The sequence below is a fragment of the Sedimentitalea xiamensis genome (assembly GCF_030164465.1).
Taxonomy (GTDB): Bacteria; Pseudomonadota; Alphaproteobacteria; order Rhodobacterales; family Rhodobacteraceae; genus Sedimentitalea; species Sedimentitalea xiamensis.
In genome coordinates this window covers 1-26,822 of the sequence record NZ_JASNJE010000043.1, presented here as the reverse complement: position 1 = coordinate 26,822, position 26,822 = coordinate 1, and the positions used below count along the sequence as shown (strand labels likewise).

24 protein-coding genes are annotated in these 26,822 nt (G+C 64.7%); 6 read left to right on the top strand and 18 right to left on the bottom strand.

Annotated elements, in window-relative coordinates; all coding sequences use genetic code 11:
- Nucleotides 1–394 precede the first annotated feature (394 nt).
- On the top strand, nt 395–862 hold the full coding sequence (locus QO034_RS21285) for a hypothetical protein (RefSeq protein WP_284487532.1): 468 nt from the start codon (nt 395–397) through the stop codon (nt 860–862).
- A gap of 104 nt (nt 863–966) precedes the next feature.
- Here the strand turns inward: QO034_RS21285 and QO034_RS21280 are convergent, their stop codons facing one another.
- The 8 genes from QO034_RS21280 to QO034_RS21245 all read right to left on the bottom strand — a co-directional run bounded on the left by QO034_RS21280 (nt 967) and on the right by QO034_RS21245 (nt 10,645).
- Nucleotides 967–2,190 carry an NAD(P)/FAD-dependent oxidoreductase gene (locus tag QO034_RS21280; RefSeq protein ID WP_284487531.1) on the bottom strand — a complete coding sequence of 408 codons (1,224 nt, stop codon included), beginning with the start codon at nt 2,188–2,190 and terminating at the stop codon, nt 967–969.
- Nucleotides 2,190–3,896: a hydantoinase B/oxoprolinase family protein gene (locus QO034_RS21275; protein WP_284487530.1), complete on the bottom strand. Its 1,707-nt coding sequence runs from the start codon at nt 3,894–3,896 to the stop codon at nt 2,190–2,192. The genes QO034_RS21280 and QO034_RS21275 overlap by 1 nt, the downstream gene beginning before the upstream one ends.
- Nucleotides 3,889–5,991, bottom strand: a complete 2,103-nt coding sequence (locus QO034_RS21270) for a hydantoinase/oxoprolinase family protein (RefSeq protein ID WP_284487529.1) — start codon at nt 5,989–5,991, stop codon at nt 3,889–3,891. Before QO034_RS21270 ends, QO034_RS21275 begins: the two co-directional genes overlap by 8 nt.
- 106 nt (nt 5,992–6,097) lie before the next feature.
- Nucleotides 6,098–6,616, bottom strand: a complete 519-nt coding sequence (locus QO034_RS21265) for a DUF2478 domain-containing protein (RefSeq protein WP_284487528.1) — start codon at nt 6,614–6,616, stop codon at nt 6,098–6,100.
- 129 nt (nt 6,617–6,745) lie between these two features.
- Nucleotides 6,746–7,504, bottom strand: coding sequence for an SDR family NAD(P)-dependent oxidoreductase (locus QO034_RS21260; protein ID WP_284487527.1), 759 nt, complete (start codon nt 7,502–7,504; stop codon nt 6,746–6,748).
- Nucleotides 7,501–8,433, bottom strand: coding sequence for an SDR family oxidoreductase (locus tag QO034_RS21255; RefSeq protein ID WP_284487526.1), 933 nt, complete (start codon nt 8,431–8,433; stop codon nt 7,501–7,503). Before QO034_RS21255 ends, QO034_RS21260 begins: the two co-directional genes overlap by 4 nt.
- On the bottom strand, nt 8,430–9,332 hold the full coding sequence (locus tag QO034_RS21250) for a bile acid:sodium symporter family protein (RefSeq protein ID WP_284487525.1): 903 nt from the start codon (nt 9,330–9,332) through the stop codon (nt 8,430–8,432). The genes QO034_RS21255 and QO034_RS21250 overlap by 4 nt, the downstream gene beginning before the upstream one ends.
- A complete protein-coding gene (locus tag QO034_RS21245; RefSeq protein ID WP_284487524.1) occupies nt 9,329–10,645 on the bottom strand; it encodes a flavin-containing monooxygenase in 1,317 nt (438 codons plus the stop codon). Before QO034_RS21245 ends, QO034_RS21250 begins: the two co-directional genes overlap by 4 nt.
- Nucleotides 10,646–10,713: 68 nt before the next feature.
- Between QO034_RS21245 and QO034_RS21240 the strand changes: the two genes are divergently transcribed.
- Nucleotides 10,714–11,373: a TetR/AcrR family transcriptional regulator gene (locus QO034_RS21240; protein WP_284487523.1), complete on the top strand. Its 660-nt coding sequence runs from the start codon at nt 10,714–10,716 to the stop codon at nt 11,371–11,373.
- Between the two features lie 205 nt (nt 11,374–11,578).
- On the opposite strand, the gene QO034_RS21235 is transcribed toward QO034_RS21240, so the two are convergent.
- Genes QO034_RS21235 through QO034_RS21220 form a run of 4 tightly spaced genes read right to left on the bottom strand, consistent with a single transcriptional unit; the run spans nt 11,579 to nt 15,555 of the window.
- On the bottom strand, nt 11,579–12,325 hold the full coding sequence (locus QO034_RS21235) for a proteasome-type protease (protein WP_284487522.1): 747 nt from the start codon (nt 12,323–12,325) through the stop codon (nt 11,579–11,581).
- A gap of 40 nt (nt 12,326–12,365) precedes the next feature.
- Entirely contained in the window at nt 12,366–13,172 is an 807-nt protein-coding gene (locus QO034_RS21230) for a transglutaminase family protein (RefSeq protein ID WP_284487521.1), read from the bottom strand.
- A gap of 4 nt (nt 13,173–13,176) precedes the next feature.
- Entirely contained in the window at nt 13,177–14,118 is a 942-nt protein-coding gene (locus QO034_RS21225; RefSeq protein ID WP_284487534.1) for an alpha-E domain-containing protein, read from the bottom strand.
- Between the two features lie 6 nt (nt 14,119–14,124).
- Nucleotides 14,125–15,555 carry a circularly permuted type 2 ATP-grasp protein gene (locus QO034_RS21220; protein WP_284487520.1) on the bottom strand — a complete coding sequence of 477 codons (1,431 nt, stop codon included), beginning with the start codon at nt 15,553–15,555 and terminating at the stop codon, nt 14,125–14,127.
- Between the two features lie 486 nt (nt 15,556–16,041).
- Here QO034_RS21220 and QO034_RS21215 point away from each other — a divergent pair, with 486 nt between their 5' ends.
- Both QO034_RS21215 and QO034_RS21210 read left to right on the top strand, forming a co-directional pair.
- Nucleotides 16,042–16,446: a rhodanese-like domain-containing protein gene (locus tag QO034_RS21215; protein ID WP_284487519.1), complete on the top strand. Its 405-nt coding sequence runs from the start codon at nt 16,042–16,044 to the stop codon at nt 16,444–16,446.
- Nucleotides 16,447–16,516: 70 nt separating this feature from the next.
- Nucleotides 16,517–16,849, top strand: coding sequence for a hypothetical protein (locus QO034_RS21210; protein WP_284487518.1), 333 nt, complete (start codon nt 16,517–16,519; stop codon nt 16,847–16,849).
- A gap of 189 nt (nt 16,850–17,038) precedes the next feature.
- Here QO034_RS21210 and QO034_RS21205 read toward each other — a convergent pair whose 3' ends face one another.
- From QO034_RS21205 to QO034_RS21180, 6 genes are all read right to left on the bottom strand, one after another.
- Entirely contained in the window at nt 17,039–18,331 is a 1,293-nt protein-coding gene (locus QO034_RS21205; protein WP_284487517.1) for an amidohydrolase family protein, read from the bottom strand.
- A gap of 10 nt (nt 18,332–18,341) precedes the next feature.
- The gene (locus QO034_RS21200) at nt 18,342–19,283 is read right to left on the bottom strand and encodes an ABC transporter permease (protein WP_284487533.1); all 942 of its coding nucleotides are present in this window, start codon (nt 19,281–19,283) and stop codon (nt 18,342–18,344) included.
- A complete protein-coding gene (locus tag QO034_RS21195; protein WP_407696800.1) occupies nt 19,283–20,347 on the bottom strand; it encodes an ABC transporter permease in 1,065 nt (354 codons plus the stop codon). Before QO034_RS21195 ends, QO034_RS21200 begins: the two co-directional genes overlap by 1 nt.
- Complete coding sequence (locus tag QO034_RS21190) at nt 20,347–21,864, bottom strand: ABC transporter ATP-binding protein (protein WP_284487515.1); 1,518 nt, start codon at nt 21,862–21,864, stop codon at nt 20,347–20,349. The genes QO034_RS21195 and QO034_RS21190 overlap by 1 nt, the downstream gene beginning before the upstream one ends.
- 49 nt (nt 21,865–21,913) lie before the next feature.
- Nucleotides 21,914–22,906: a BMP family protein gene (locus QO034_RS21185; protein ID WP_284487514.1), complete on the bottom strand. Its 993-nt coding sequence runs from the start codon at nt 22,904–22,906 to the stop codon at nt 21,914–21,916.
- A 64-nt stretch (nt 22,907–22,970) separates the two neighbouring features.
- The gene (locus tag QO034_RS21180; protein ID WP_284487513.1) at nt 22,971–23,333 is read right to left on the bottom strand and encodes a CoA transferase; all 363 of its coding nucleotides are present in this window, start codon (nt 23,331–23,333) and stop codon (nt 22,971–22,973) included.
- Between the two features lie 152 nt (nt 23,334–23,485).
- Between QO034_RS21180 and QO034_RS21175 the strand changes: the two genes are divergently transcribed.
- Nucleotides 23,486–25,669 (top strand): dehydrogenase E1 component subunit alpha/beta, encoded by a 2,184-nt coding sequence (locus tag QO034_RS21175; RefSeq protein WP_284487512.1) that lies wholly within the window; start codon nt 23,486–23,488, stop codon nt 25,667–25,669.
- Nucleotides 25,666–26,706, top strand: a complete 1,041-nt coding sequence (locus QO034_RS21170) for an ACP S-malonyltransferase (RefSeq protein WP_284487511.1) — start codon at nt 25,666–25,668, stop codon at nt 26,704–26,706. The genes QO034_RS21175 and QO034_RS21170 overlap by 4 nt, the downstream gene beginning before the upstream one ends.
- The last annotated feature ends 116 nt before the right edge of the window (nt 26,707–26,822 follow it).

The window sequence follows — 26,822 nt, the reverse complement described above, 5'->3', positions numbered from 1 at the left end:
TGGACGACCTGGCGGAAACGGTCCGGTTCGTCGCCGAAATGCCGCCGCATGTCTGCCTGAACGAAATCCTGATCTCTCCGACCTGGAACCGGTTCTACCAGGGGTTTGACGAACTCTCCTAGTCTACTGCGAACAAACCATTAATCACACTATCCGCAGGCACCAGAAAGTGCCGCAATCGAAAATCGCGGTTCCGGAACAAAAGGTTTCGCTTCACCGCCGACGAATTGTTAAGGTTTTGGGCGTTATGCATTTCGGAACGAAACAGAAACACAGCTACAAGGCAACCCGAAGGATCATGGCGGCCGGATTGCGACCAACCAAAGCCCCGTCAAGCGGGCTTCCCCGGCGGGCGAAGACTGCAAGGGACACTTTGGCGCCGCAACGGCGGGCCATGCCGGATCGTGCGGGCACCACGGCGATCAACGCGGCTTTCGGCTTGCCCGCGCCGGAAACGCAGCGATTGGGCGGCAGCCCCCGGCATCACATTCTCCGCTACGTGGCGCTTGAGGACATCAAGGTCGTCGAAGGGGTCTTCTTCAAGGACACTTTGAAATCGCCGGACGACCTGATGGTCGGGGACAGCTACCGCTTTCCCGCCTTGCCCGATACGAGGAAGCATCCCGTGGATGAGCGCGCCGTGCGGCAAGACGGACGGGCCGCACCCGAAACGCACCTGGCTGTCCTGATGTCCGATACCGGCATTCTGACCCATGCGCGGGTTGTCCTGACACGACGCCAGGGCGCGTCACTGGCGATCGTCGATCCGGTTCAGGACGGGTCCGCCCACGTGCTCATCGCGTTGGAGCCGCTCTGTCCGGAAATTTCCGGCCCGGCCCCTGCCCTGTCCGCACGGTCTTGAACTGACCGATCGATACGATCCGCCTGGGCATCGCGGTTCCGTCGGCCGAACGTCCGCGTTGCCGGGAGGATCCTGGACCGCCTGCCTGCCGCGCGGAAGGACGATCAGATGACGGCCAGTTCTTCATGGCGCATGCCGCGTTCGATCCGGTCGAAATGCAGCGGTGATAGGTCGAGGCTCCGATAGTGGCCATAGGACACCCATTCGGCGATGCCGCGCCCCATGGCGGGCGCCTGCTGCAATCCGTGGCCGGAGAACCCGTTGACGAACAGGAAGTTCCCGAGCCGGGGATGCGGCCCGACAATCGCGTTCTGGTCCAGCGTGTTGTAGGCGTAGTGGCCGACCCATTCGGTGATGACCCGGATCGCCTCGAATTGCGGAATGCGGGTGGCGATCGCGGGCCAGACATGGCCTTCCCAGAGCCCGTGATCCATGGCGAAATCATCCGGATCCACCGCCGGGTCGTGATCCGCGTGCCCGCCCGCCATGTAGGTGGCCGGGCCGTCCTGGCGCACATGGACGCCGCTGGGGTCGATGGTCAGCGGCAAATCGCGGTCCAGCGGCCGTTCCGCCGAAAAGATCCAGGTGAACCTTTTGCGAGGTTCGACCGGGATCTCTATCCCGGCCATGCGCGCCGTCCGCGCGGCGCGCGGCCCGGAGGCGTTGACGACATGCCCACAGGAAATCACCTCGCCGGTTTTCAGCGTCACGCTTTGCACCATCGTGCCGGCGGCGTCGCGGGTCAGGGCCACGACTTCGTTGCCAATGTATTCGACACCGTGCTCGCGCGCCCCCCGGCGGAACCAGTCAAACACCGTTCCCCCGTCCCAATAGCCTTCGTCCTTGCGATTGATACTGCCCAGCACGATGTCATCGAGGGCGTAGAACGGATATTCGCACCGGATCTCGTCCGAGGTCAGCAACCGGGTTCCGGCCCCGGCCGCCTGCTGGATTTTCTGGTTCGCGCGCAGGACATCGGCGAAGGCTTCGGTATCGGCAAGATACATGTAGCCGAAGTTCTGAATGGACAGGTCCGGCACACGCGGATCGTCCCCCATGCAGCCGCGGAAATCCTTGATCAACTCGGCCGCGAATTGCGAGATCTGCACGTTCAGCGCGCTGCTGAACTGCTGGCGGATGCAGGAATTCGTATGGGCGGTCGAACAGGCCGCATAGGTCGGATCGCGTTCGATGACCAGAACCCGGCCATCGAACCCCGGTGTCCGGGTCAGAAACCAAGCAGTCGCGGATCCGAGCATCGCTCCGCCGACGATCACCACGTCATAGCTCGTCCGGCTCGGGGCTGGAAACATGCTGGAAACCGCCATCAGAAAATCTCTCCTTTCCTCGCGCGGGCCAGGGTCGCCGCGATGTCGTCCTCGGCCAGACCGTAAACCGTCCGGGCCGCGTCAGCCGTGATGTAGCCAAGGGCGAGATCGCGCCGCACTCTTTCGGGTTCGCGGTCGCGCGCCTCTCCATAGCCCGCGCCGCCGGGGAAACCCATGATCACCCGATGCCCATCCGGCACGAACTGCTTGCCCTTGCCGCGCATCGGCACGCCATCGCTCCGGGCGATCGTCGTGGACGCGCCCGGCTGCCCGCCCCGCCGTCCGCGGGCCGGGTGGTCGACCCGGTCAAACATCGCCTGGATGTCGAACTCATGCCCTTCCCGCGCACCGACATCAATGAACTGGCCGAGTCCACCGCGAAACACGCCCGCGCCGCCGCTGTCAGGCCGCAGTTCCTTGCGCCAGACGATCACGGGGCCGACCTGTTCCGTGGCCTCGACCGGCATCGTCATGACCCCGGACGGAAACGCCGTCGCATTCATTCCGTCCAGGGCCGGCCGCGCGCCCGAACCGCCGGAATTGAACATCAGAACCTCGGCGCGCCCGGCATCCTCGCCCGCCCGTCCGCCGCTGCGCGGACGCAGGGACAGCTGGAAATTGCACAGGCTGCCGGCACCCTCGGCGGGCACGGTATCGGGAAGGATCTTGTCCAGCGCATCAAAGACCGTGTCCGGAATCATGTGGCCGATCACGTGGCGCAAGGCGACCGGCGCCGGATGCACCGCGTTCACGATGCTGTTTTCCGGCGCGACGATCCGGAACGGCGCCAGTGACGCGGCATTGTTCGGGATCTCCGGCGCAATCGCGCATTTCAGCGCATAGCAGGCATAGGCCTTGGTGTAGACAAGGGGCACGTTGATGCCCTTTTCGTCCACGCCCGAGGTGCCGGCGAAGTCGCAGAGAACATGGTCTTCCGCAACGCTGAGACGCACCCGCAGGTCGATCGGCCGGCTGTATCCGTCGATCCGCATCGCGCCAGTGCTTTCCCCCCGAGGCAAAGCCGCGATCCTGTCGAGCGTGGCGCTGCGGGAATGGGTGAGGATGAATTCCGCGATTCCCGCGAGGTCGGCAAGGCCGAATTCCCGCATCATGCCGACGAGGCGGCGGTGGCCGATTTCATTGCAACTCGCCAGCGCATGGATATCGCCGATCAGCAGATCCGGTTCGCGCACGTTGGCGAGGATGATCCGCACCAGGGTCGCGTCGATGGTTCCACGGTCGGCGAATTTCATGATCGGGACGTAGAGCCCTTCTTCATAGACGGAATTCGCATCCGCGCCGAATCCCCGCCCGCCGATGTCCACCACATGGGCGGTGCAGGCGAAAAAACCGACGCAGGCACCGGCATGAAAGGACGGCGTGACCACGGTGAAGTCATGCAGATGTCCGGTGCCTTCCCACGGATCATTGGTGATATAGACATCTCCATCGAAAATATTGTCGCGCCCGATACGGCGGATGAAATGCGGCACCGCATCGGCCATCGCGTTCACATGGCCCGGCGTGCCGGTCACAGCCTGCGCCAGCATGCGTCCCTCGGCATCGTAGACTCCGGCGGACAGATCTCCCGCCTCGCGCACACTGGTCGAAAACGCGGTGCGCACCAGGGCCCGCGCCTGTTCCTCGACCACCGAAAGCAGGCGATTCCACATGACCTGGCAGGCAACGCGGGGAATGTCAGCCATGCTTGCCCTCCGTCCCGGCGGGGAACTTGCGCATGTCGATGCAACCGTCCGCCAGCGCGACGGCGTATCCGTCCACGGGCAGGACGATGGTGGTTTCCTCTTCGGTGATGACCGCGGGACCGCTGACATGTTCGCCGGTCCCGAACCGGTTTCGCGCGTGAATACCCGCGTCGCGGACCCTGCCCGCCGCCGGGTCAAACAGCGGGCGCATGCCCTCCGTCTCCAGGGCGGAGGCCAGCGCAACCGCCGCTTCAGGTTGCGCCGCGGCGGTGCGCGTGAACGCATTGACGGACCACACGGCAATCTCGGCTTCGGCCCCCTGCACGCTGCGGCCAAAGAGCCGCGCATAACCGTCTTCGAACAGCTTCAGGTATACGGAGGCATCCGGAACGCGCGCCTGGCCTGGGGTCAGACGGACCGGAATTTCCCATCCCTGCCCCGAATACCGCATGTAGACCCGGTGTTCGATCAGGATCTCGGCATCGCCGGCGCAACTGCGCACAAAGCGGGTGGCTTCGTCTTCCAGCCCTTCGAAAAAGGCGGCGGCGCGGGCGCTGTCGAAAGCGGACAGTTTCATGAACAGGCTGCGGTTCGCCTCGAAACTGAACGGCGCGCGCAGAAACCCGATCGCGGAACCGACGCCGGCCCCGCGCGGCACGAGACATCGGTCGATACCCAGCTTCTCGCAGAGTCGCGCGGCGTGAAGCGGAGCCGCGCCGCCGAACGCGATCATGGTGTAGTCCGACAGGTCCTCGCCGTTTTCCACCGCGTGGACGCGGGCGGCGTTTGCCATGTTCTCGTCCACCACTTCGGACAGACCCCAGGCCGCTTCGGCAGCGCCCATGCCAAGCCTGTCGCCAAGACCGTTTTGCATGGCCGATACCGACGCGCCCCGATCCAGCGTGATCGAACCGCCAGCGAACCCGTCCGGGTCGAGCCTGCCGAGCAACAGGTCGGCATCGGTGACGGCGGGCCGGTTTCCGCCACGCCCGTAGCAGGCAGGGCCGGGATCGGATCCGGCGCTTTCCGGGCCGACCCGGATCTGGTTCATCCCGTCCACATGCGCAATCGATCCCCCGCCGGCACCGATTTCGACCATGTCGATGACGGGAATCGATATCGACATCCCCGATCCTTTCTTGAAGCGATAAGAACGCGCCACTTCGAACACGCGGCCGGTCTTGGGCGTCTGGTCGCGGATCAGGCAGATCTTCGCGGTCGTTCCACCCATGTCAAAGGAAAGCACCTTGTCCAGCCCATGCCGCGCCGCAATGTCGGCGGCGAACACCGCGCCTCCAGCCGGGCCGGATTCCACGAGGCGCACGGGAAATTCCGCCGCGCTTTCCAGCAAAATGAGACCGCCGCCGGAATGCATCAGCAGGATCGGACAGGCGACGCCGGCAGCCTGCAACCGTCCGGCCAACCGATCCAGGTAGGTTTTCATCAGAGGCTTGATATAGGCATTGGCGACGGTCGTGTTGAAGCGTTCGTATTCACGCATCTGCGGGGACACTTCGGAGGACAGCGACAACATGACTCCGGGCAGATGTTCGGCGAACACCTCGCGGACGCGCTGTTCATGGACGCCATTCACATAGGAATGGAGAAACCCGATGGCGACGCTTTCGTATGCGGCATCGCGCAGTTCGGCAGCCAGATCAACAATTTCCGCCCGCTCCAGCGGAACCAGCACCTTTCCCCGCGCATCCAGCCTTTCCGCGACGGTATAGCGACGGTTGCGCGGCAACAGCGGCTCGGGCAGCACCAGGTTGAGATCGTATTGTTCGAACCGGGATTCGGTGCGCATCTCGATCACGTCGCGAAAGCCCTGCGTCGTCACCAGCGCCGTTTTGGCCCCGCGCCGTTCGATCAGGGCGTTGGTGGCCAGGGTGGTGCCGTGAATGATCTGGCGGATTTCGCCGGGATCGATGGCCAGCCTGGTGCAGACCTTGCGAAGCCCCTCCATGATCGCATCTTCAGGGGCCGCATGGGTCGTCAGGACCTTGGCCGACACCCGGCTGTCACCCCGTTCGAGAACGACATCGGTGAAGGTCCCGCCGATATCCACGCCCGCCCGCACGATGTCCCTGGGCATCTTTTCCGCTCTCCCGGTTTTTCAGCGCGCCATCGCCCGAGTGCGACGCCCGGTTCTGAAACCGGACATGACCCGGTGCGTCGCGGTCCCGGCCCGGACCCCGGTTTCAGGCGGTGGCATCGGCCACGGCCAGGGCGTCATACCAGGACACCAGGTGGTGCAGATCGGCGGGCAGCTGCTGCGCCAGACCTTCGGCAAAGTTCCGAAACGCGGCCTCGTTCGTCGCATTGACCGCTGTCAGGACCGGAATGCCCGCCAGCATCGCCTCGCCGATCAGCGGGCGGAACCCGCGCCCGTCCGCTTCGTGCTTGCCGAACTTGTTGACGATCAGAATATCCGGCCCGTCCGCAAGCGTTCGGGACACCAGCCCGACCGCCCTTTCCAGGGCTTCCGGGTCCAAACGGCATCCGCGCGCCCCCCGGCCCAGCGACTGCGAAATCCGGATGCTCGGCCCGGCGGGAAGGACCTGAACGTCCATGTCGCAGAGATCGTTGTCCGAACAGGCGACATTGGATTGCACGACACCGCTCACCCTCACGCCCTGTTCCATCAGCTGTCCCGCGAGGGCGGTCAGCAGCCGATCGGTTTCACCGCGCGCTTCGGTTTTGACATAGGCCAGTGCCATCGGTCCGACTCCGGAAAAAGGGAAGCCGCCATGCGGCGGACAATGTTACCGCCTGCATTGGTGGCCTATTCCATGCGGCGCGACAAGGGGGAGGAACGTCGCATTGCCCGCACTGGCAGACGGCCCGGATCAGGCGCCCCGGATGTTGCGGTCCATCAGCCGCTGCAACAGGCGCGGCGACAGCCCGTTGATCCACCATGCCAGCCGGGCCACCCGCCCCACCGGGATCATCGGTGCCGCCCTGTCCATCCCCCGAAGGATGTCCGACGCGGCGTCCTCGGGCGTCATCAGGTCGACCCCGTCCGGAGCGGACCCGGGTCGCGCGAGCCCGTCGGGTTGACGTTCAGGCCGGCCGACATTGGTCGCGACAAAGGACGGGGCGGCGATCTGGCAGCGCACGCCAAAGGGCGCCTCCTCGGAGCGCAGGGACTTGAAGAACCCTTCGAGCGCGTGCTTGGACGCCGCATAGGCTGTCCGGTGGTAGAGCGGCGCAAATCCCGCAACCGAAGAAATCGCGAGATGGGTTCCCCCGGCCTTGCGCACCGGGTCCAGAAGCGCCCTGGCCAGCGCCACCGCCGAGAAATAGTTGATCTCGAAAACGCGCCGGTGGGCCGCCTCGGTCAAATCCGAAAACGCGCCGATCTGGGTCACGCCCGCATTGTAGATGACGAGGTCGATGTTCGGCGATGCCGCGATGATTGCCCGCGTGGCGGCATCCAACTGCGCCGGATCGGTCAGGTCGCAGGCGATGGGAATCTGGAGCGCCGTGCTTTGAAGACCGGAAATGTCGAGATCGAGCAGGAAGGTCCGCCAGCCGCGATCCTGCAACCCTTTTGCCAGAGCGCGCCCCAATCCGCCGGCCCCGCCGGAAATGACGGCAGATTTCATAGCCCCGCCTCCGTCTTCCAGAGATCGAACACCTCGGCGCTCGTCTTGGCCGGGACATAGCCGAAGTCCGACTTCAGCGCCGCGTTGTCGAGCACCGGCCGATACTGGAGAAACCGGACCTGTTCCGGCCCATATCGGCTCAGCCCGAGCGGGCGAAGCGCGCCAAGGGCCAGACGCAAGGCGGCGGCGGGCAAACGCAGGACCGGTTTGCCCAGAGCCGCGGCGAGTTCGCTCACGCCCATGGCGCCGTCGCCCGCGACATTGAAGATCCCCGCGGGGCCATCGGTCGATGCGCGCAGCAGGATGCGCGCCAGATCCTCTGTCCAGATGAACACGAACGGGCTTTCGCTGCCGCGCACCGCCAGGAGGCGCGGCTTGTGAAACAGCGCCGTGATCTGGTTCTCGGTTCCGGCGCCCAGCACGGTGCCGACCCGCAGCACCACCTGTTCCAGATGCGGCGCATCCCGGCGCGCTTTCGCCAGCATCTCTTCGACGAGGCGCTTGTGATGGGCATAGGGGAATTCGTCGTTGCCGCGCAGGGCATCGGTTTCGCGCAGCGGGACGGGATTGTCCGCGTGATACCCGTAAGCCGCGCCCGACGACGTCACAACCAGCCGCCGCACGCCGCTGGCAATCGCCGCGTCAAGCACGTTGCGGGTGCCCGTCACATCCACCGCGTAGGCGGTTTCCCGGCTCATGCCCTTGGGCGGCGACACGATCGAGGCCAGGTGCACGATCACATCGGGTTTTTCCTCTGCGATGATCCTTGCGGCATCCGGCCCGGTGACATCCATGCGCCGGAACCTGATCTCTTTCGGGGCATCCGCGGGCATGTTCAGGTCAGTGGCGATCACGTCATGTCCCCGGAGGCCGCGCAGCAAGGCGCGCCCGATCATGCCCGCCGCGCCGGTGATCAGAATTCGTGTCATCGCGCCGCCTCCGTCCGGTTCATAAGTCCGGCGAGCGCCAGCCCGGAAATCGCGTGCCAGATTCCCCAGAATGCCGCGACGACCGCCATGCCGCCCAACCCTCCGAAAAAGCCGAAGATCAATACCAGCCCCAAGCCGGAATTCTGGATGCCGGTTTCGATCGTGATCGCGCGGCGATCGAATGGCGACAACCCGGCCAGGGCAGCCGAGGCGTATCCGCCTCCCAGCGCGAGCGCATTATGCAGGATGACCAGGAAGGCGACGGCCCCGGCGAATTGCAGGAAGAAGCCCCAGTTCGCGGCCAGCGCCAGCACCACGAACGCGATGAAGATCCCGAAGGACAGCAACTGGACCGGCTTGCGGATGCGGTTGGCCGCCTGCGGGCGCACCGTGTTCAGCGTCACCCCGAGGATCAGCGGCAGGATCAGCATCAGGCCGACCGTCACAGCTACCGCGACCGGATCGATATGCGTTTGTTGCAGGATGCGGCGGGTCGGCTCGTAGAGCCCGCCCCAGAACGCAATGTTCAGCGGCGTTATCAGGATCGCGCCGACCGTGGCAAAGGCGGTCATCGACACGGAAAGCGCCGCGTTGCCGCCTGCCCGGTGCGTGATGAAGTTCGAGATGTTGCCGCCCGGACAGGCCGCGACGAGGATCAGCCCCAGGGCGATGGACGGGCGCGGCTGCGTCAGGCTGACCAGCGCGAAGGTCAGAGCCGGCAGCACGAGAAACTGCGACACGAGCCCGACGATCAGCGCCTTGGGTGCGTGGGCCAGCCGCCGGAAATCATCCGGCCTTAGGTCGATCGCCACCGAGAACATGACCACGGCCAAGATGCCGTTCAGCAACATCAGCGATCCGGGGCTGAAGTTCAGGACCGCTTCATCGATCCCGCTCATGCCCGGAGACCGCCCAGGGCTCGGATCCAGGCGTTGACCGACCGGCGATAGGTGTCCTTATCGACGTAATATGCCATGCGCGACACGTCGAGATAGTTCATGCCACCCGTCGCCCGTGTGTATCCATCGGCCTTTTCCGCCTGCAGAAGGCGTGCCTCGTTGCGTCCCATGCGCAGGCCGGCAATGTAGCGGGCCACCATTTCGGCCTGTTCATGCCTCCCCTGCCAGCCCAGTCCGGTGGCTTCGACCATGCCAAGGACGAACAGGTCGTCCCGCTGCGGATGCATTGCGTTCAGGAACAGATGCGGCGCATCGCCCTGCCAGTTCAACAGTGCCGAGTCGATGAACGGATAGTGTAGCCGGTAGCCCGTCGCCGCGAGGATCAGGTCATAGTCGCCCTGTGTGCCATCCACGAAATGCACGGTGTGACCGTACAGGCGGTCGATATCCGCGCGCACGCGCAGGTCTCCGTGCCCTGCGTGATACAGGACGAGCGAATTCACCACCGGATGGCTTTCGTACATCGCGTAATCCGGTTTCGGGAACCCGTATTTCTGCGGATTTCCGGTGAACCAGCCCAGGATCAGCTTGTCGATGCGCCGCTTCAACCAGAGCGGCAGCTTGATCGCGCCACCGATGGTGTCCGCCGGCTTGCCGAACACGTATTTCGGGACGAAGTAGTAGCCGCGCCGCATCGACAGGTCGCAGCTTGCCCCGTGGTGAATTGCATCGACCGCGATGTCGCAGCCGGAATTTCCCGCGCCGACGATCAATACCCGCTTGCCGTCGAAGCGGCTGGCGTGGCGATAGTCCGACACGTGAATCAGTTCCCCGGCGAATTCGCCCTTGAACCGCGGCATGTTGGGTTCCGACAGGGTGCCATTGGCGATCATCACCCCGGCGAAAACCGCCTCGTGCTCGTCATCGCCGTCGCGCCAGACGACCCGCCAGCCATCGCCATCCTCGCCCAGGGGCTCTGTCCGCAGCACTTCCGCGCCGAACCGAAAATGGCGCCGCAGGTCGAAATGGTCGGCGAACGCGCTGAAGTATCGCTTCATCTCACGGTGGGAGGGGTATTCCGCCACCTCGTCGCGCATCGGAAAATCCGTGAACTCGGTCATCCGCTTTGAGGAAATCAGGTGAGCGCTTTCATACATGGTGGATTTCGGGCCTTCGATGTCCCAAAGCCCCCCGACGTCGGAATGCAGTTCGAACCCCTGAAAGGCGATGCCCTGTTCGATCAGGGTCTTGGCGGCGGCCAATCCCATCGGTCCCGCCCCGATCAGGGCGAACTGTTCGCGTGTCTCAGCCAAACCGGCCTCCATCGGAAAAAAATTTCCGCTAACTTGAACAAATGTTCAATATAAGGCAAGCTGAATTTATGAGTGAGAGACTAACCTTTGAAAAGAAACGCCAACGCGCGCCGTCAAAGCGGGCGGTCCGGTCGCGGGAACGGATACTGGACGCGGCCGAACGCGTGTTTTCCGAAAAGGGATTCGATGGCGCAACGATCCGCGACATCGCCGCCGCCGCCGAAACGCCTGTCGGCCTGGTGCATCATCATGGCGGCGGCAAGGCAGAGCTTTTCGCGCAGACGGTCCAGCGGCGCGCCTCCGAATTGTCGGCCTTGCGTCTGGATTTGCTGTCCGAGCGAAAATCGGCGGCACCTCTCGACCTTCGGGGCATCCTGGAATGCTTTTTCGGACCCTATCTCGACAAGGCCCGCACCGGCGGACGGCAATGGGTGGCCTATGGCCGGCTGGTCGCGCATGTCTCGGCCGACCCGCGCTGGCGCGAGATCGCGGCCGATTGCTTCGACCCGACAGCGAACCGGTTCATCGACGAAATCGCGGCCCTGTATCCTGCCGCGCCACGGGCGGCGATTGCCTCGGGCTTTGTCTATTCCGTGTCGGCGATGCTGGCGTTGCTGACGTCGTCCTGGCGGATCGAGACCCTGGGCGCGACCCCCTCCGCAACCGACAGCATCGACGGGCTGGTGGCGTTCTGCGCCGCAGGCATCCATGCCAGCCTGACGGCGTGACCGGCCGGGATTACCGGTTTCCCTGCGGATCAGGACGATAAAGCGGCCGGAGTCTCGCGCGAACGCAACAATCCTCCGGATCTCCACCGCTTGCGCCCCCGCCAAGAACCGTTTGGCCAGTCGATCCAAGTGAAAGGCAAGGCGCGACCGCGCGGTATCAGACAGGACGGCCCGCGCCCCCGTTCCGTCGCCCGGCCGCGTTCCGTCAGCACTCCGCGTCCGGGAACCGGAACGCCGGAAGTTCGGAGAACGCGCTGCGCAGGGCGACACCCCAGCCGGTCGATATCTGGTCGAAATACGGATCGTCCGGCTGGACGCGATAGACCCGCCCCAGGACGAGCGAATCCTTTTCATAGACATGCACATCGAGCGGCAGGCTCACCGACAGGTTCGCCTTGATCGTCGAATCAAAGGACACGAGCAGTAGCTTGATGGCGTCCTCAAAGCTCATTTCCGGGGCATAGGCCCGCACGAGGATCGGCCGCCCGTATTTGGTTTCCCCGATCTGGAAAAACGGCGTGTCGAAACTGGCTTCGATGAAATTGCCCTCGGGATAGATCATGAACAGGCGCGGCGCGCCTTCGCCGATCTGGCCGCCAAGGATCATTGTCGCGTTGAAGGTGGCGTCGGCGCTCTGTCCGGTCTGGGCGTTGGACGCGATCACGTCCCTCAGCAGCTTTCCGACCAGCGTGGCCACCTGAAACATCGACTTGGCTTCGAGAATGCCCGGATTGCGGTCTCCGGGATCCTTGATCCGTTCGTCCAGAAGGCTGACCACCGCCTGTGTCGTCGCCAGGTTCCCGGCGGTCAGCAGCGTGATGCAGCGTTCGTTCGGCGTGTGCCAGGTGAACATCTTGCGAAATGTGGAAATATTGTCGACACCGGAGTTCGTCCGCGTGTCGGACATGAACACCAGCCCATTGTTCAGCATGAGCCCAACGCAATATGTCATTCGTGCCGTGCCTTCCCAGGATCAGCGCATCTGAAGCATTCTATTGCTGAACTTGCAAGGAAACATGAAGATCCTCCGTCCCGGCGCCCTGGCGCAGCCCCATGATCGGGGCGGCATCCCGGCTGTCGCGCCCGACGGCAACGCGCACATACCGGTCATCCGGGGCGATCCCGTTGGACACGTCAAAGCCGATCCAGCCAAGCGTTTCATCCCAGACTTCGCACCACGCATGGGTCGCATCCTGTTCGACCCGGTCGTTCATCATCAGGTAACCGCTGACATACCGCGCCGGATGGCCGAGAAGCCGGGCGACGGAAATCATGATCTGCGCATGGTCCTGGCAGACCCCGTGCCCCGCCGCCAGCGCGGATTCCGCTTTGGTCGTCACTTCGGTACGGCCGGTTTCATAGCGCACGGACTGCGCGATCCGGGCCGACAGAGCATGCAGACGGCCCAACACGTCGCCGGAATCGGTTTCGGATTTCACCTCGCGGGCCAGCTGGCGCAGGTTCGGACCCGCCTCGGTCATCGGCGTCGCGCTTTCGAACAGCCAGACCGGCGCGAATCCCCTGTGCCGGCCGGTGATCCCGTGCCGGTCGACGACATCGACCACGCCGGAACTGACGATCTCGATCGTCTGAACGCCCTCATCGACCAGCACGAGTTCGGTGTGATTGACGAACTGGTCGTCAAAGCTCAGCTGCTTGGTGCCGCCGGAAATCACCGAGGACCACTCCAGAACGGTCTGGCCATGCCCGCTGCGCGGTGTCAGGCGCAATTGCTGGAGCGCGTAAAAGACCGGCTCGCTGTACGTATAGGTGGTGACGTGATTTATTCTTAGCTGCATCGACTTACCTGTAGAACCTGTAATCGGCCTCGATCAGGGTGGCGAGCTGACCCATGTCTGCGATGCTCTTGCTCAGGAACTCGTGCAGCCCGCCTTCGAAGATCGTCTCGATCGTGCTGCCGAACATCCGGTTGCAGATTTCGTCGGACATGTCGTGGCACTCCTTTCGCGAATCGTATTCCTGTTCCAGTTGCGCCAGGTTGTCCGCGATCTTGAGACAGCAGAAGGACAGCGACCGGGGCATGCGCCGGTCCAGGATGAGAAAATCCGCGATGCCGAGCGGCGAGGTCTGACCGCCGTTCAGCCAGTGATAGGACTGTTCCGCCGACACCGACCGCAGGATGGTTTCCCATTGCGCGTTGTCGATCATGGTGCCGACCAGGGAGGCGGAGGGCAGCAGGACGTAGTATTTCACGTCCAGGATCCTGGCGGTGTTGTCGGACCGTTCGATGAACGTTCCCAGACGCGCAAAGGAAAAGATGTCGTTGCGCAGCATGGTTCCGTGCAGCGCGCCCCTGACAACGGCGCTGCGGAACCGGATCTTGGCCAGCGTGTCGTGCAGATTCCGCTCCGAGATCGGACGCGACAGGATGGACTTGGCTTCCATCCAGCATTCGTTCGTCGCCTCCCAGACCTCGCTTGACAGGGCGGTGCGCACCGTTCGGGCATTGCTGCGGGCGCTGGCGAGCGAATTCAGCACACTGGACGGGTTGGATTTGCCGCGCAGCAGGAAATCGATCACCTGCGCGGCGTCGTAGGTCTCGTGCTCCGCGAGATAGGCACTGGTCATGCCCGCCGTCGCGATCACGCTTTGCCATTCGCCGGGTGCGGCACCCGACCGTGTCAGCGCGATTCGCCATCCGGCTTCCAGCAGCCGAGCGGTGTTTTCGGCGCGTTCCAGATAGCGGAACATCCAGAACAGGCCGCCTGCGGTCTTGCCCAGCATCATGGTCTATCCTTCCAAAACCCAGGTGTCCTTGGTGCCGCCACCCTGCGAGGAATTGACCACCAGCGATCCTTTCTTGAGCGCCACGCGCGTCAGCCCGCCCGGCGTCATGTCGATGCGGTCCGGCGACACCAGGACGAAGGGGCGCAGATCGACGTGGCGCGGGGCCAGCCCGGACTTGGTCAGGATCGGCACCGTCGACAGCGCCAGCGTCGGCTGGGCGATGTAATTTCCGGGCCGAGCGCGCAGCTTGGCTTCGAAAGCCGCCAGTTCCTTCTTGCTGGCCGCGGGGCCGACGAGCATGCCGTAGCCGCCGGATCCGTGCACTTCCTTGACCACCAGATCCTTCAGGTTCTCCAGCACGTAGGCCAGCGAATCCGCCTCCGAACAGCGCCATGTCGGCACGTTCTTCAGTATTGCCGATTCGCCGGTGTAGAATTCGACGATCTCCGGCATGTAGGAATAAAGCGCCTTGTCATCCGCGATCCCGGTGCCCGGCGCGTTCGCGATCGTGATGTTGCCGGCGCGGTAGACATCCATGATACCGGGAACGCCAAGCAGGCTTTCCGGATTGAAGGTCAACGGGTCCAGGTATTCGTCATCCACGCGCCGGTACAACACGTCGATGGGGTGATAGCCTTCGGTCGTACGCATCACGACCCGGCCGTTCTCGATGCGCAGGTCCTGGCTTTCCACCAGTTCCGCCCCCATCTGGTCGGCGAGGAAGGAATGTTCGAAATAGGCCGAGTTGTGGATGCCGGGCGTCAACACCGCAACCGTCGGCTTTCCGCCCGAGAACCCCGGCGGGGCGCAATCCGCCAACGACCGGCGAAGCAACTGCGGGTAGCGCGACACCGGGCGCACCCGAAGCTGCGTGAACAGTTCCGGAAACATCTGGAGCATGGTTTCGCGGTTTTCCAGCATGTAGGACACGCCCGAAGGCGTTCTGGCATTGTCTTCCAGAACGAAGAAATCATTCTCGCCTGTCCTGACCAGATCGACGCCGACGACGTGGGTATAGACCCCGCCGGGTGGATCGACACCTATCATCTCCGGCAGGTAGGCGGCGTTGCCGGCAATGATCTCCCGAGGAATCCGACCGGCCCGGATGATTTCCTGCCGATGGTAGATGTCATGCAGGAAGGCATTGATCGCGCGGACCCTCTGTTCGGTGCCCCGTTCCAGCCGCGTCCATTCGTCCGCGGCGATGATCCGCGGCACGATGTCGAACGGGATCAGCCGTTCGTCCGCCTCGTCCTGGCCGTAGACGTTGAAGGTGATGCCTATACGCCGGAAAAACGCTTCGGCATCGGCAGACTTGCGCCGCAGATGCTTCAGGTTCTCGCTGCCGAACCAGTTGAAATATGCGCTGTAGGGCGACCGCGCCGTGTGCGGGTCCGCCAGCATCTCGTCGAAGGTTTCGGGTTTTCGTATCATGGCCTCAGATTGATCCACTACGCTGCGGGGGCAATTTGCACGTGCCTCTGGCGCGGGGGAAAACGAACAGGCGACCGGTTGCGCCCATCATGCAGGCACCTCGCACAGGAAATGGGCAGATCACGTCTGCCCTTTGGTCACGGTCCGCTTTCCCGCCGCGATTGGCAAGGGTATTCGCGCCCGTTTCCTGCCGCCGCCGGCGCAAGATCTGCGTTCAGCGGGTGCAGTGCGGGTCCGGCCATCCGCTGTCGCCATGAATTGACTCCCCGGTGACGAATCTGGCCTTGTCGCTTGCCAATAAGGCGCCCGTTTCGCCGTTTTATCGAATGTTCCGAACCGGATCGGAGGCGTGCGCGGCAGGGCGGTTTGCTTCCGCCAGGCCGGACAAGACAGGGGCCGACGCTCGGAAGCTTGATTTGTCCCTGCTTTACCGGCAATGAACATGGTGCCCGCAACTGTATCCAATATCGAAACAAGGAACGTGAAATGCCCGGATTGACCACATCGGTCGCCCAAATGGTCGCCAACGCCCGCAGTCGCATCAAGGAAATCGAAACGCCCGATGCGATCCGCATGGTCGAGGATCCGGACGTCGTAATCGTGGATCTGCGCGACGTGCGGGAAAGGCAGCGGTCCGGTTTCATTCCCGGCAGTTTCCACTGCCCGCGCGGCATGCTGGAATTCTGGGTCGATCCCGAAAGCCCCTATTTCAAAGAGGTTTTCGGCCTGGACAAGACGTTTCTCTTTCACTGCGCTTCCGGATGGCGATCCGCGCTTTCCGTCGCCACGCTTCAGGAGATGGGGTTCGAGGCCGCGCATCTCAAGGAGGGGTTTTCGACCTGGAAAGACCACGGCGGCCCGGTCGAATTCCCAGCTTCCAAGGGAACCTGACCCGACGGGAAGGGCGACAGGCGGGGTCTTCTTTGGCTAATCTTCGAGACGTTGTTTCAGAGTATGGGCCATGGCCAGAACGTTTCGCTCCGCATTTTCGCACGCCCTGGCCAGCAGTGGCCTGTCCATTGACACCATCGCGGCCGGAACGTCCGTTGCACGCCCGAACCTGGAACGCGTGCTGTCCGAACCGGGCGCGATGCTGCCGATCAGGGACGCCGAGACCGTCGCGAAATTTCTGGGTTCATCGCTGGCCGAGTTTCTGGAAGCGCCCGAACAGTCAGACCCAATCGAGATAGCCCGTCTATACAGCCAGCTACCTGAGCCCCTAAAGGACCGGTTCCAAGCTTGTCGACCAGAACTCTCTGCACCTTCGGATCCGTCTGATCCAGAATCGCCCTGAGGAGGATCTTTGCCAGATCGCGTTCCGTCTCCTGCCGATTCCGCTTGATTTTACTGTAGCTTACAATCGACACTCGATACCTTTGTGCTGATGCCGGTCGGCGCGCGCCCAGTCTAGGATCGAATACATCAAAAATTCAAGATATTTGGCGCGGTCGCCGCGCGCCGGTCCGGTCGGGCACGTTGCCTTTCATGCGGATGTGCCGGGTGCATAGGCCGCCGGATCGACAGTCTCCGGGCGACCCGGCAGCGTCAGGGTGGCGACCTGCGCGGGGGTGCGGGCGATGACCTGTCCGGCGCGGATCACGGCAAGGCGGGTGGCGCGCAGGCGGATGGCCTCGATCGGGTCGACCGCCTGCAACAGCACCATGTGGGCGGCGCAACCGGGAGCGAGCCCGTAGCCGTCAAGCCCCATGACCCTTGCGGAATTCACCGTCACCGCGTCAAAGCACCAGCGCATGTCGGCGCGGCTGGAGAGTTGCCCCACATGCAGGCCCATCGCCGCCACGTCGAGCATGTCGGCGCGGCCGAGCGAATACCACGGGTCCATCACGCAGTCGGAGCCGAAGCCGACGGTGATTCCGGCCTCGCGCAGTTCGGGCACGCGGGTCTGGCCACGGCGTTTCGGGTAGGTGTCGTGCCGTCCCTGCAGCATGATGTTGATCAGCGGGTTGGGGATGGCGTGGACCCCGGCCTCGGCGATCAGCGGGATCAGCTTGGAGACATAATAACTGTCCATCGAATGCATGGAGGTCAGGTGCGAGCCGGTCACCCGGCCCTGCAGCCCGAGCCGTTGGGCCTCGAAAGCGAGGGTTTCGATATGGCGGCTCAAGGGGTCGTCGCTTTCGTCGCAATGCATATCGACCATCAGGCCCCGGTCGGCGGCGATCTCGCAAAGCTGGCGGACAGACTCGGCACCGTCGGCCATGGTGCGTTCGAAATGCGGGATGCCGCCGACGATGTCGATGCCCATGTCGAGCGCGCGTTTGAGGTTGTCCATCGCGGTCGGGTCGCGCAGCACCCCGTCCTGCGGGAAGGCGACCAGTTGCAGGTCGAGATAGGGGGCGACCTGCTGGCGCACGTCAAGCAGGGCTTCGACCCCTTTCAACTCGTCATCGCAGATATCGACATGGGAGCGGATCGCGCCGAGGCCCATCGACACGGCGAGATCGCAGTAGCGCAGGGCGCGGGCGATGATCTGCTCGACGGTCTGGATCGGTTTCAACTCGCCCCAGAGCGCGATGCCTTCGAGCAGTGTGCCGGAGCTGTTCATGCGGGGCGTGCCGAGCGACAGGGTGGCGTCCATGTGGAAATGCGGATCGACGAAGGGCGGCGAGACGAGGTGGCCGGCGGCGTCGATCACCTCACGCGCCTCCGCCGTGATGCCCGGTTCGACGGCGGCGATGGCGCCCTTGGCGCAGGCGATGTCGAGACCGCTGCGCCCGTCGGGCAGGGTGGCGTTTTTCAGGATCAGGTCGAACATGGCATGCCTTTCAGCGTTGGCCCTTGAACCACGGGGTCAGGAGCGCGCGGGGATAGTCGGCCTTGCGGGCGGCGATAACCAGCGCGATGATCGACAGGATATAGGGGGCCATGAGAAACACCTGCCCCGGCACCAGCGCGCCGACCTCGGTCTGGAGCCGCACCTGCAGCGCGTCGAACGCCCCGAAGAGGAGCGCGCCCAAGAGCGCCTTGCCGGGGCGCCAGCTGGCGAAGATCACCAGCGCGATGCAGATCCAGCCGCGCCCGTTGACCATGCCGAAGAAGAAGGCGTCGAAAGCCGACATGGTGAGGAAAGCCCCGCCCAGTGCCATGAGGGCCGAGCCCGCGACCACCGCGCCGATGCGCAGCCCGTAGACCGAGAGGCCCTGTGCATCGACGCTGTCCGGGTTGTCGCCCACCGCCTGGATCGCGATGCCGAGTGCCGTGCGGTTCAGCACATACCAGACCAGCGCCACCATGATGAGGGCGAGCCATGTGAGCGCGGTCTGCTGAAACAGGACCGGGCCGAGGAAGGGGAGATCGGAGAGCAGGGGAATGTCGAGCGCGCGGAAGGGTTCGATCCGGGGCGGCGAGGTGACGTTGGGCAGTGCCGTGCGGTAGATGAAATAGCTGACCGAGGTGGCAAACAGCGTGACGCCGAGCCCCGAGACATGCTGCGACAGGCCAAGCGGCACGGTGAGGATGGCATGAATGAGGCCGAAGAAGGCGCCCGCGAGGGCGGCGACCAGCACCCCGCCCCAGAGACCCGCGCCGAGCCAGACCGCCATCCAGCCGGCCATGGCCCCGGCGGCGAAGATGCCCTCGATCCCGAGGTTGAGGACGCCGGATTTCTCGCAGAGCAGCGCGCCGAGCACGCCGAAGATAAGCGGCGTCGCAATGCGCAGGGAGGCGGCCCAGAAGGAGTCGGACACGAGGATTTGCAGGAGGTCCATCATGCCGGGGCCTTTGCTGCGCGCACTAGGCGGTAGCGGGCGAAGAAGCCGCCGATCAGCACGCAGAGGAGCGACATCGAGACCACCAGATCGGCGAGATAGGAAGAGACACCCATCGCCCTACTCATGCTGTCGGCCCCCACGAAGACGCTGGCGATGAACAGCGCCGCGATCACCACGCCCACGGGGGAGAGCCCCGCGAGCATGGCGACGACGATGCCGGTGTAACCGAAACCTGGCGACAGATCGGCGGTGAGATAGCCCTTGAGGCCCGCGACCTCGCCGACGCCCGCCAGCCCCGCGAGCGCGCCCGAGATCAGCGCGACGCCGATCAGGGTGCGGTTGACCCGGATGCCCGCATGACACGCGGCGGCGGCGTTTTCCCCGACCGCGCGCAGGCGGAAGCCCCAGACCGAGCGGGCCAGCATGAACTGCGCGATACCGGCGGCGATCAGGGCGAGGATGAGGCCGGCATGGACACGCATCCGGTCGATCAGCGTGGGCAGCATGCCCTGATCGAGGATCGGGGAGGATTGCGGCCACCCCAAGCCCATCGGGTCCTTGAGCGGGCCTTCGAGCATCATCTGCACGAAGATCAGGATGACGAAGTTGAGGAGCAGCGTGGTCACCACCTCGTCGGCACCGAAGCGGGTTTTCAGCAGCGCGGGCACGGCCATGCCGGCGGCCCCGGCGGCGGCGCCGAGGATCACGATCAGGGGGATCAGGATGATGGCCGGGGCGTCGATAGCCCCCGCGCCGATGGCGACGGCGGCCATGGCGCCGAGATAGAGCTGCCCCTCGGCGCCGATGTTCCAGAGCCTCGCGCGGAAGGCGAGCGCGGCGGCGAGGCCGGTGAAGATCAGCGGCGTGGCGCGGGTGAGCATCTCGGAAAAGGCGAAGAGCGAGCCGAACACGCCCTTGAACATCTCGCCGTAAGCGGTGGCGATGTCGGCCCCGGCAAAGGCGAGCGGCAGGGCGGCCAGCGCCAGCGCGATGAGGGCGGCGAGCACCGGCACCCCGAGGGTGAGCAGGCGCGGGGGGGCCGGGCGCGGCTCGATCCGGATCATGCGGGTTCTCCTGTCATGGCGAGGCCGATCTGTTCGCGGTCGCGGGTCGTGACCTCGGTCAGGTGGCCGTCATGGATCACCATGATGCGGTCGGCGAGGCTGAGAATCTCGTCGAGATCCTCGGAGATGAGCAGCACCCCGGCCCCGCGCTTGCGGGCCTCAAGCAGCCGCCGCCCGACCTCGGCCGCGGCGCCCATGTCCAGCCCCCGGGTGGGCTGGTTGGCGAGGATCAGATTCGGATCCTGCTCGAAAACGCGGGCGAGGATCAGTTTCTGGATATTACCGCCGGAGAGCAGGCGCGCGGCGGCGTCGATGCCGGGGCCGCGCACGTCATAGGATTTGGACAGGGTTCTGGCGTTTTCGGCGATGGCCTCGCGATTCAACAGGCCGTTGGTCTGGATGCCGGGCTCGTCCAGCCGTTCGATCACCATGTTTTCGGCCACGCTCATCGCGCCGACGATGCCGTCATGGTGGCGATCCTCGGGGATGCGGCCTATGCCAGCGCGGATCATCGCGCGCGGGTCGGGATGGGCGATGGGCGTGCCCGCGACGCTGATCGTGCCGCGATCGGGGGCGCGCAGGCCCGAGATCACGCCCGCCAGCGCGGACTGGCCGTTGCCCGAGACCCCGGCGATGCCCAGAACCTCATGCGCGTGGACGGTGAGGGTCACGTCCTGCAGGCGGTCGCGGGCGGATGTGCCGGTGAGGGTGACCTTGTCGAGATGCAGCACCGGGGCGCCGGGTTGCATCGGTTCGCGCGGGGTGGTCGGCGTGTCGGCGCCGACCATCATCCGGGCGATGGCGCGGTCGTCGGCCTCGGCGGTGGCCATTTCGCCGACCTTGACGCCGTGGCGCAGCACCGCGATGCGGTGGGAAAAGGCCAGCACCTCGCGCAGCTTGTGGGAGATGAAAATGACCGAAAGGCCGTCGCGGGTCATCGCGCCGATGCTGTGAAACAGGCTGTCGGCCTCTTGCGGGGTGAGGACGGCGGTGGGTTCGTCAAGCACCAGGATGCGGGCATCGCGATAGAGCGCCTTGAGGATCTCGACGCGCTGGCGTTCGCCGACCGAGAGCCGGCCCACCGGCGTGTCGAGCGGCGCAGTGAGGCCGCTGCGTTGCATGATCGACTCGACCTTGGCGCGGGTGCGGGCGCGGTCGCGGCGCAGGGACAGGAGCGGTTCGGAGCCGAGCGCGATATTGTCGAGCGCGGTGAGGTTTTCGGCCAGGGCGAAATGCTGATGCACCATGCCGATCCCCGCCGCCAGCGCCGCCTGCGGATGGCCGAGGGTCAGCGGATGGGCGTTTCCGGCGGCGTCATAAAGGTCGATGCCGCCGCTGTCGGGCATGTAATGGCCGAACAGCATGTTCATCAGCGTGGTCTTGCCGGCGCCGTTTTCACCGAGCAGCGCCAGCACCTCGCCGCGATGCAGATCGAGGCTGACCGCGTCATTGGCAATGACGCTGCCGAAGCGCTTGGACAGCGCCTTGAGCGAGAGGACGAGCGGGGCGGTCATGGGTTCAGGTGGGGTTCAGGCGGGCCGGGGATGCCCGGCCCTGCCCCGCTTACTGGTCGGAGACCGGACGGTCGTCGTTCACATTGACGCGGAACATGCCTTCCATGATCTCGGTCTCGGTCTGGCGCACCTGTTCGATCACCTCGGGCGGCACGAGGGCCTCGTCGACCACGATCGAGCCGCCGCCATAGCCCATGAAGCTGTATTGCCCGTAATCCGCCGCCTCGAAATTGCCGGCGGCGACATTGGCGATGGCCTTGTCGATGGTCGGCTCCATGTGCCAGAGCGCGCTGGTCAGGATGGTGTTCGGGTAGTCGGACGCGGTGTCGATCACGTTGCCCACCGCCTTGACCCCGCGTTCGACGGCGGCATCGGCCACGCCGAAGCGTTCGGCATACATGATGTCGGCCCCCGCATCCATCATCGCGAAGGCGCTTTCCTTGGCCTTGGGCGGGTCGTACCAGCTGTCGATGAAGTTGACGAGGAAGGTGACATCGGGGTTCACCGCCCGCGCCCCTTCCATGAAGGCGTTCATCAGGCGGTTGACCTCGGGGATGGCGTAACCGCCGACCATGCCGATGATGTTGCTCTCGGTGGCTTCGCCCGCGACCATGCCGGTGAGGTAGCTGGGTTCGTGAATCCAGTTGTCGAAGACCGAGAAGTTCGGCGCGACCGGGCCGAAGGACGACCCCATCAGAAAGGCGGTGTCGGGATAGTCGGCGGCAACCTTGCGGGCGGCGCGTTCAAGCCCGAAAACCTCGCCCATAATCAGATCGACGCCCTGTTCGGCATATTCGCGCATGACCCGTTCGTAATCGGTGTTGGCGACGTTTTCGGAGAAGACATATTCGATGTCGCCCCGGTCCTGCGCGGTATTGAGCGCCTTGTGGATGCGGCTGATCCACTGCTGTTCGACCGGCAGCGTATAGATCGCCGCGACCTTCACGGCTTCGGCCATTGCCGTGCCCGCAGACAACAACAGTCCCGCCGATGCCGCGCCGGCCAGAACCAGCCTGCGCGACAGGCTTTTCATTGATTTCATTGCAGTGTCCCCCGTTGATCAATGACCGTCAGTGAGACATTATTTTATCAGACGGTCAATAATTTCATGATCCGCTCCGAATGATCCCGCCGGCGTTGCCGGAAAATAAATCGATCACCCCCGGCCTCACGGGTCCGGTTTCGGTCGAAGCGACCTGGCCGACTGGTTGAACAGAACGCTGTTGTTGTCGGCGCGGTGCTGGCCCCGGTTCTGCTCGGCCTTGAAAAGGTCGATGGCGCGCTGCACCGCCGGACGGGCCTTGATCCGGCCGCGCCTGACCGGCGACCTGCCGGCTGTGATCGCCCCCGCAGGGGTTTTCGATCTTGATGACCTCGGCCCCCTGATCTGCCGGGATCATCGTCGCCAGGGGACCCGAGATCATGGTAATCGCGTCGATGATCCTGATTCCCTGCAAAGGCCCTGCCATGTCCGTCGTCCCTTTCGATGTCCGGCGCAGGCTATCCCGGCGCGCCCCGGATTGTTAGGCTGCGCAGGGCAAACAAAACGCCCGCAACGTCTGGACAGCATGGCGCAACCTCTGTTTTGTGCGCCAGACGGCAAACAGGGAGTCAGGCGAGAATGGACCGTGCAGATATCGTGCATGAAAGCTTCAGGGCGCGGTTGCAGGCCGGCGACTTTCCGGCGGGCGGCCCGGCCATTGGCCCCCTGACCCCGACCGAAGCCGTCGAGATCTTTCGGGCCCAGTGCCTCAGCCGCAATCTCGACCGCGCCTCGCGCCGCATGCAGGCGGCGGGAACGGGATATTACACCATCGGATCGTCCGGGCACGAAGGCATGGCCGCCGTCGCCGCGGCCCTGCGCCCGAGCGACATGGCCTTCCTGCACTACCGCGACGGTGCGTTTCAGACCCGCCGGTCGGCCCAGGTTCCCGGAACCACGCCGACATGGGACATGCTGCTCAGTTTCGCGACCTCTGCCGAAGATCCGATCTCCGGCGGCCGCCACAAGGTGCTGGGATCGAAACCGCTGAACATCCCGCCGCAGACATCGACCATCGCCAGCCACCTGCCCAAAGCGGTCGGCGCCGCCTATTCCATCGGGCTCGCCCGGCGCCATCCGCCCGAACACCGGGCGCTGGCCCCGGACGGTATCGTCATGTGCTCCTTCGGCGACGCCTCGGCCAACCATTCCACGGCGCAGGGCGCGATCAACACCGCCTGCTGGACCGCCTTCCAGTCGGTTCCGCTGCCGTTGCTCTTTGTCTGCGAGGACAATGGCATCGGGATCTCGACGCGCACGCCGCGGGGTTGGATCGGGGCGAATTTCGCGCACAAGCCCGGACTGAAATACATTTCCGCCGACGGGCTGGACATCTACGACACCTACCGCGCCGCGCACGAAGCCGCGGCCTATGTCCGCAACCATCGGAAGCCGGCCTTCCTGCACCTTTCGCTGGTGCGGCTCTATGGGCATGCCGGGTCGGACGTTCAGCAAAGTTATCTTGAAAAACAGGTATTCGAAGCCTGGGAAGCCGACGATCCGTTGTTGCATTCGGTCCGCCTGCTGACCGAATCCGGCGTTCTGACCGCCGATCAGGCGCTCGCCATCTATGACGAAACAGACACGCGGTGCACCCGCGTCTCCGCCGAGGCCGCCAGCCGGCCACGCCTGAAGACCGCGGACGACGTGATGGCCAGCCTCCTGCCGCCCGCCCGCATCTGCGCGCCGCGCAATGGCCCGTCTGAGGAAGACCGCCGAACCGCCTTCGGCGGCGACCTGCGCCAGATGGATCAGCCGCAACCGATGTCGCGCCTGATCAACTGGGCCCTGACCGATCTGATGCTGGAGACGCCCGAAATCGTCCTGATGGGCGAAGACGTGGGCCGCAAGGGCGGCGTCTATGGCGTCACGCAGAAACTCTGTGACCGCTTCGGGCGGGACCGGGTGGTCGACACGCTTCTGGACGAACAGTCGATCCTCGGGCTGGCCATCGGCATGGCGCACAACGGGTTTCTGCCGATGCCGGAAATCCAGTTTCTCGCCTATCTGCACAACGCCGAAGACCAGCTGCGTGGCGAAGCCGCGACCCTGCCGTTCTTCTCCAACGGCCAATTCGCCAACCCGATGGTGCTGCGGATCGCCGGGCTGGGCTATCAGAAAGGATTTGGCGGGCATTTTCACAACGACAATTCTCTGGGGGTTCTGCGCGACATTCCGGGCGTGATCGTCGCCGTGCCGAGCCACGGGGAGGATGCGGTGCGGATGCTGCGCGAATGCGTGCGCCTGGCGCGCGAGGAACAGCGGGTGGTGGTCTTTGTCGAGCCGATCGCCCTTTACCCGATGCGCGACCTGCACGAAGACGGCGACAAGGGCTGGATGCGGGTCTATCCGCAGCCGGGCGACCGTCTGCGGCTGGGGTCCGTGGGCGTGACCGGCGACGGACCGCTGGCCATCGTGACCTATGGCAACGGGCATTTCCTGAGCCTTCAGGCGGCCCGCAGACTGGCCGACCACGGCATCGACACCCGCGTCATCGACTTGCGCTGGATCGCGCCGCTGCCCGAAGACGGTCTTTGCGCAGCACTTGAAGGGGCCCGAAAGGTGCTGATCGTGGACGAATGCCGCCGCAGCGGCAATGTCTCCGAGGCGGTGATGACGTTGTTGGGGGAACGGACCGACCTGCCCCACGCCCGCCTGACGGGGACGGACAGCTTCATCGCGACCGGCCCGGCCTATGCGGCCACGATGCCGTCGCGGGACTCCATCGTCGAAGCCTCCCTGACCCTTTGGAACGCAGCATGAAACAGACAGCCGTCATCGTCGCGCCGGGGCGCGGAACCTACAACAAGACGGAACTGGGCTATCTCGCGCGCCACCATGCCGTCCGCGCGGATCTTGTCGGCGGCTTCGACGACTATCGCCGCGCGCAGGGACAGACCCCGGTTTCGGACCTGGATGGCGCCGCGCGCTTCTCGGCAACGGTCCATACCCGCGGCGACAATGCGTCGTCGCTGATCTATGCCTGTGCGCAATGCGATTTCGCCGCCATCGACCGGTCCGCCTTCGACATCGTCGCCATCACCGGAAATTCGATGGGCTGGTATGTCGCGCTGGCCTGCGCCGGGGCGCTGACACCGATTGACGGGCTGAAGATCGTCAACACCACGAGCACGCTGATGCAGGAGCGCCTGACCGGCGGGCAGGCGATCTATCCCTTCATGGACGAAAACTGGCGCCCGCTGCCGGAAGCCCGCGACCGCATCCTGTCCAAGATGGCCGAGATCGACGCGCGCCCCGATCACCTGCTCTGCCTGTCCATCGATCTGGGAGGGATGATCGTGCTGGCCGGAAACGCAAAGGGGCTTGCGGCGTTCGAAAGTGAAATGCCCGCCACCCAGGGCCGGTTCCCGCTGCGCCTGCAGGGGCATCCGGGCTTTCACACGCCGCTTCAGATGCCGGTCGCCGAAGAGGCCCGCGCGCGTCTGCCGCGGTCCATGTTCCGCCAGCCCGACATTCCGCTGATCGACGGGCGCGGCGCGATCTGGCAGCCGCACGGCACCGACACGGATGCGCTCTGGTCCTATACGCTGAACCACCAGATCGTGGCGCCCTACGATTTCACCGCCGCGATCCGGACCGCCGCGCGGGAATTCATGCCCGACGTGTTCATCGTTCTCGGCCCCGGAACCACGATGGGCGGCGCGGTGGCGCAATCGCTGATCCTGGCCGACTGGCGCGGCCTGAAAGACAAGGCCGGCTTTCAGGACGCGCAGAACAGCGCCCCGCGGCTGATCTCCATGGGGATGGAGGCGCAACGCGCGCAGGTCATCGCCGCCTAAAGCATTTCGGGATTAACCTGGCGCATATCCTGCAGCGCGAAAGTAGTTCATGCATTCGTCGGGAGTGAACAGGTCGCATATCCTTCCGAGCGCGCTGAACAACTCCGTAAACGTCC

Excerpts from the sequence above, each read along its gene's own strand:
- QO034_RS21285 (WP_284487532.1), top strand. The coding sequence starts at position 395 with ATGCCGGATCGTGCGGGCACCACGGCGATCAACGCGGCTTTCGGCTTG.
- QO034_RS21280 (WP_284487531.1), bottom strand. The coding sequence starts at position 2,190 with ATGGCGGTTTCCAGCATGTTTCCAGCCCCGAGCCGGACGAGCTATGAC.
- QO034_RS21275 (WP_284487530.1), bottom strand. The coding sequence starts at position 3,896 with ATGGCTGACATTCCCCGCGTTGCCTGCCAGGTCATGTGGAATCGCCTG.
- QO034_RS21270 (WP_284487529.1), bottom strand. The coding sequence starts at position 5,991 with ATGCCCAGGGACATCGTGCGGGCGGGCGTGGATATCGGCGGGACCTTC.
- QO034_RS21265 (WP_284487528.1), bottom strand. The coding sequence starts at position 6,616 with ATGGCACTGGCCTATGTCAAAACCGAAGCGCGCGGTGAAACCGATCGG.
- QO034_RS21260 (WP_284487527.1), bottom strand. The coding sequence starts at position 7,504 with ATGAAATCTGCCGTCATTTCCGGCGGGGCCGGCGGATTGGGGCGCGCT.
- QO034_RS21255 (WP_284487526.1), bottom strand. The coding sequence starts at position 8,433 with ATGACACGAATTCTGATCACCGGCGCGGCGGGCATGATCGGGCGCGCC.
- QO034_RS21250 (WP_284487525.1), bottom strand. The coding sequence starts at position 9,332 with ATGAGCGGGATCGATGAAGCGGTCCTGAACTTCAGCCCCGGATCGCTG.
- QO034_RS21240 (WP_284487523.1), top strand. The coding sequence starts at position 10,714 with ATGAGTGAGAGACTAACCTTTGAAAAGAAACGCCAACGCGCGCCGTCA.
- QO034_RS21235 (WP_284487522.1), bottom strand. The coding sequence starts at position 12,325 with ATGACATATTGCGTTGGGCTCATGCTGAACAATGGGCTGGTGTTCATG.
- QO034_RS21230 (WP_284487521.1), bottom strand. The coding sequence starts at position 13,172 with ATGCAGCTAAGAATAAATCACGTCACCACCTATACGTACAGCGAGCCG.
- QO034_RS21225 (WP_284487534.1), bottom strand. The coding sequence starts at position 14,118 with ATGCTGGGCAAGACCGCAGGCGGCCTGTTCTGGATGTTCCGCTATCTG.
- QO034_RS21220 (WP_284487520.1), bottom strand. The coding sequence starts at position 15,555 with ATGATACGAAAACCCGAAACCTTCGACGAGATGCTGGCGGACCCGCAC.
- QO034_RS21215 (WP_284487519.1), top strand. The coding sequence starts at position 16,042 with ATGCCCGGATTGACCACATCGGTCGCCCAAATGGTCGCCAACGCCCGC.
- QO034_RS21210 (WP_284487518.1), top strand. The coding sequence starts at position 16,517 with ATGGCCAGAACGTTTCGCTCCGCATTTTCGCACGCCCTGGCCAGCAGT.
- QO034_RS21205 (WP_284487517.1), bottom strand. The coding sequence starts at position 18,331 with ATGTTCGACCTGATCCTGAAAAACGCCACCCTGCCCGACGGGCGCAGC.
- QO034_RS21200 (WP_284487533.1), bottom strand. The coding sequence starts at position 19,283 with ATGGACCTCCTGCAAATCCTCGTGTCCGACTCCTTCTGGGCCGCCTCC.
- QO034_RS21190 (WP_284487515.1), bottom strand. The coding sequence starts at position 21,864 with ATGACCGCCCCGCTCGTCCTCTCGCTCAAGGCGCTGTCCAAGCGCTTC.
- QO034_RS21185 (WP_284487514.1), bottom strand. The coding sequence starts at position 22,906 with ATGAAATCAATGAAAAGCCTGTCGCGCAGGCTGGTTCTGGCCGGCGCG.
- QO034_RS21180 (WP_284487513.1), bottom strand. The coding sequence starts at position 23,333 with ATGGCAGGGCCTTTGCAGGGAATCAGGATCATCGACGCGATTACCATG.
- QO034_RS21175 (WP_284487512.1), top strand. The coding sequence starts at position 23,486 with ATGGACCGTGCAGATATCGTGCATGAAAGCTTCAGGGCGCGGTTGCAG.
- QO034_RS21170 (WP_284487511.1), top strand. The coding sequence starts at position 25,666 with ATGAAACAGACAGCCGTCATCGTCGCGCCGGGGCGCGGAACCTACAAC.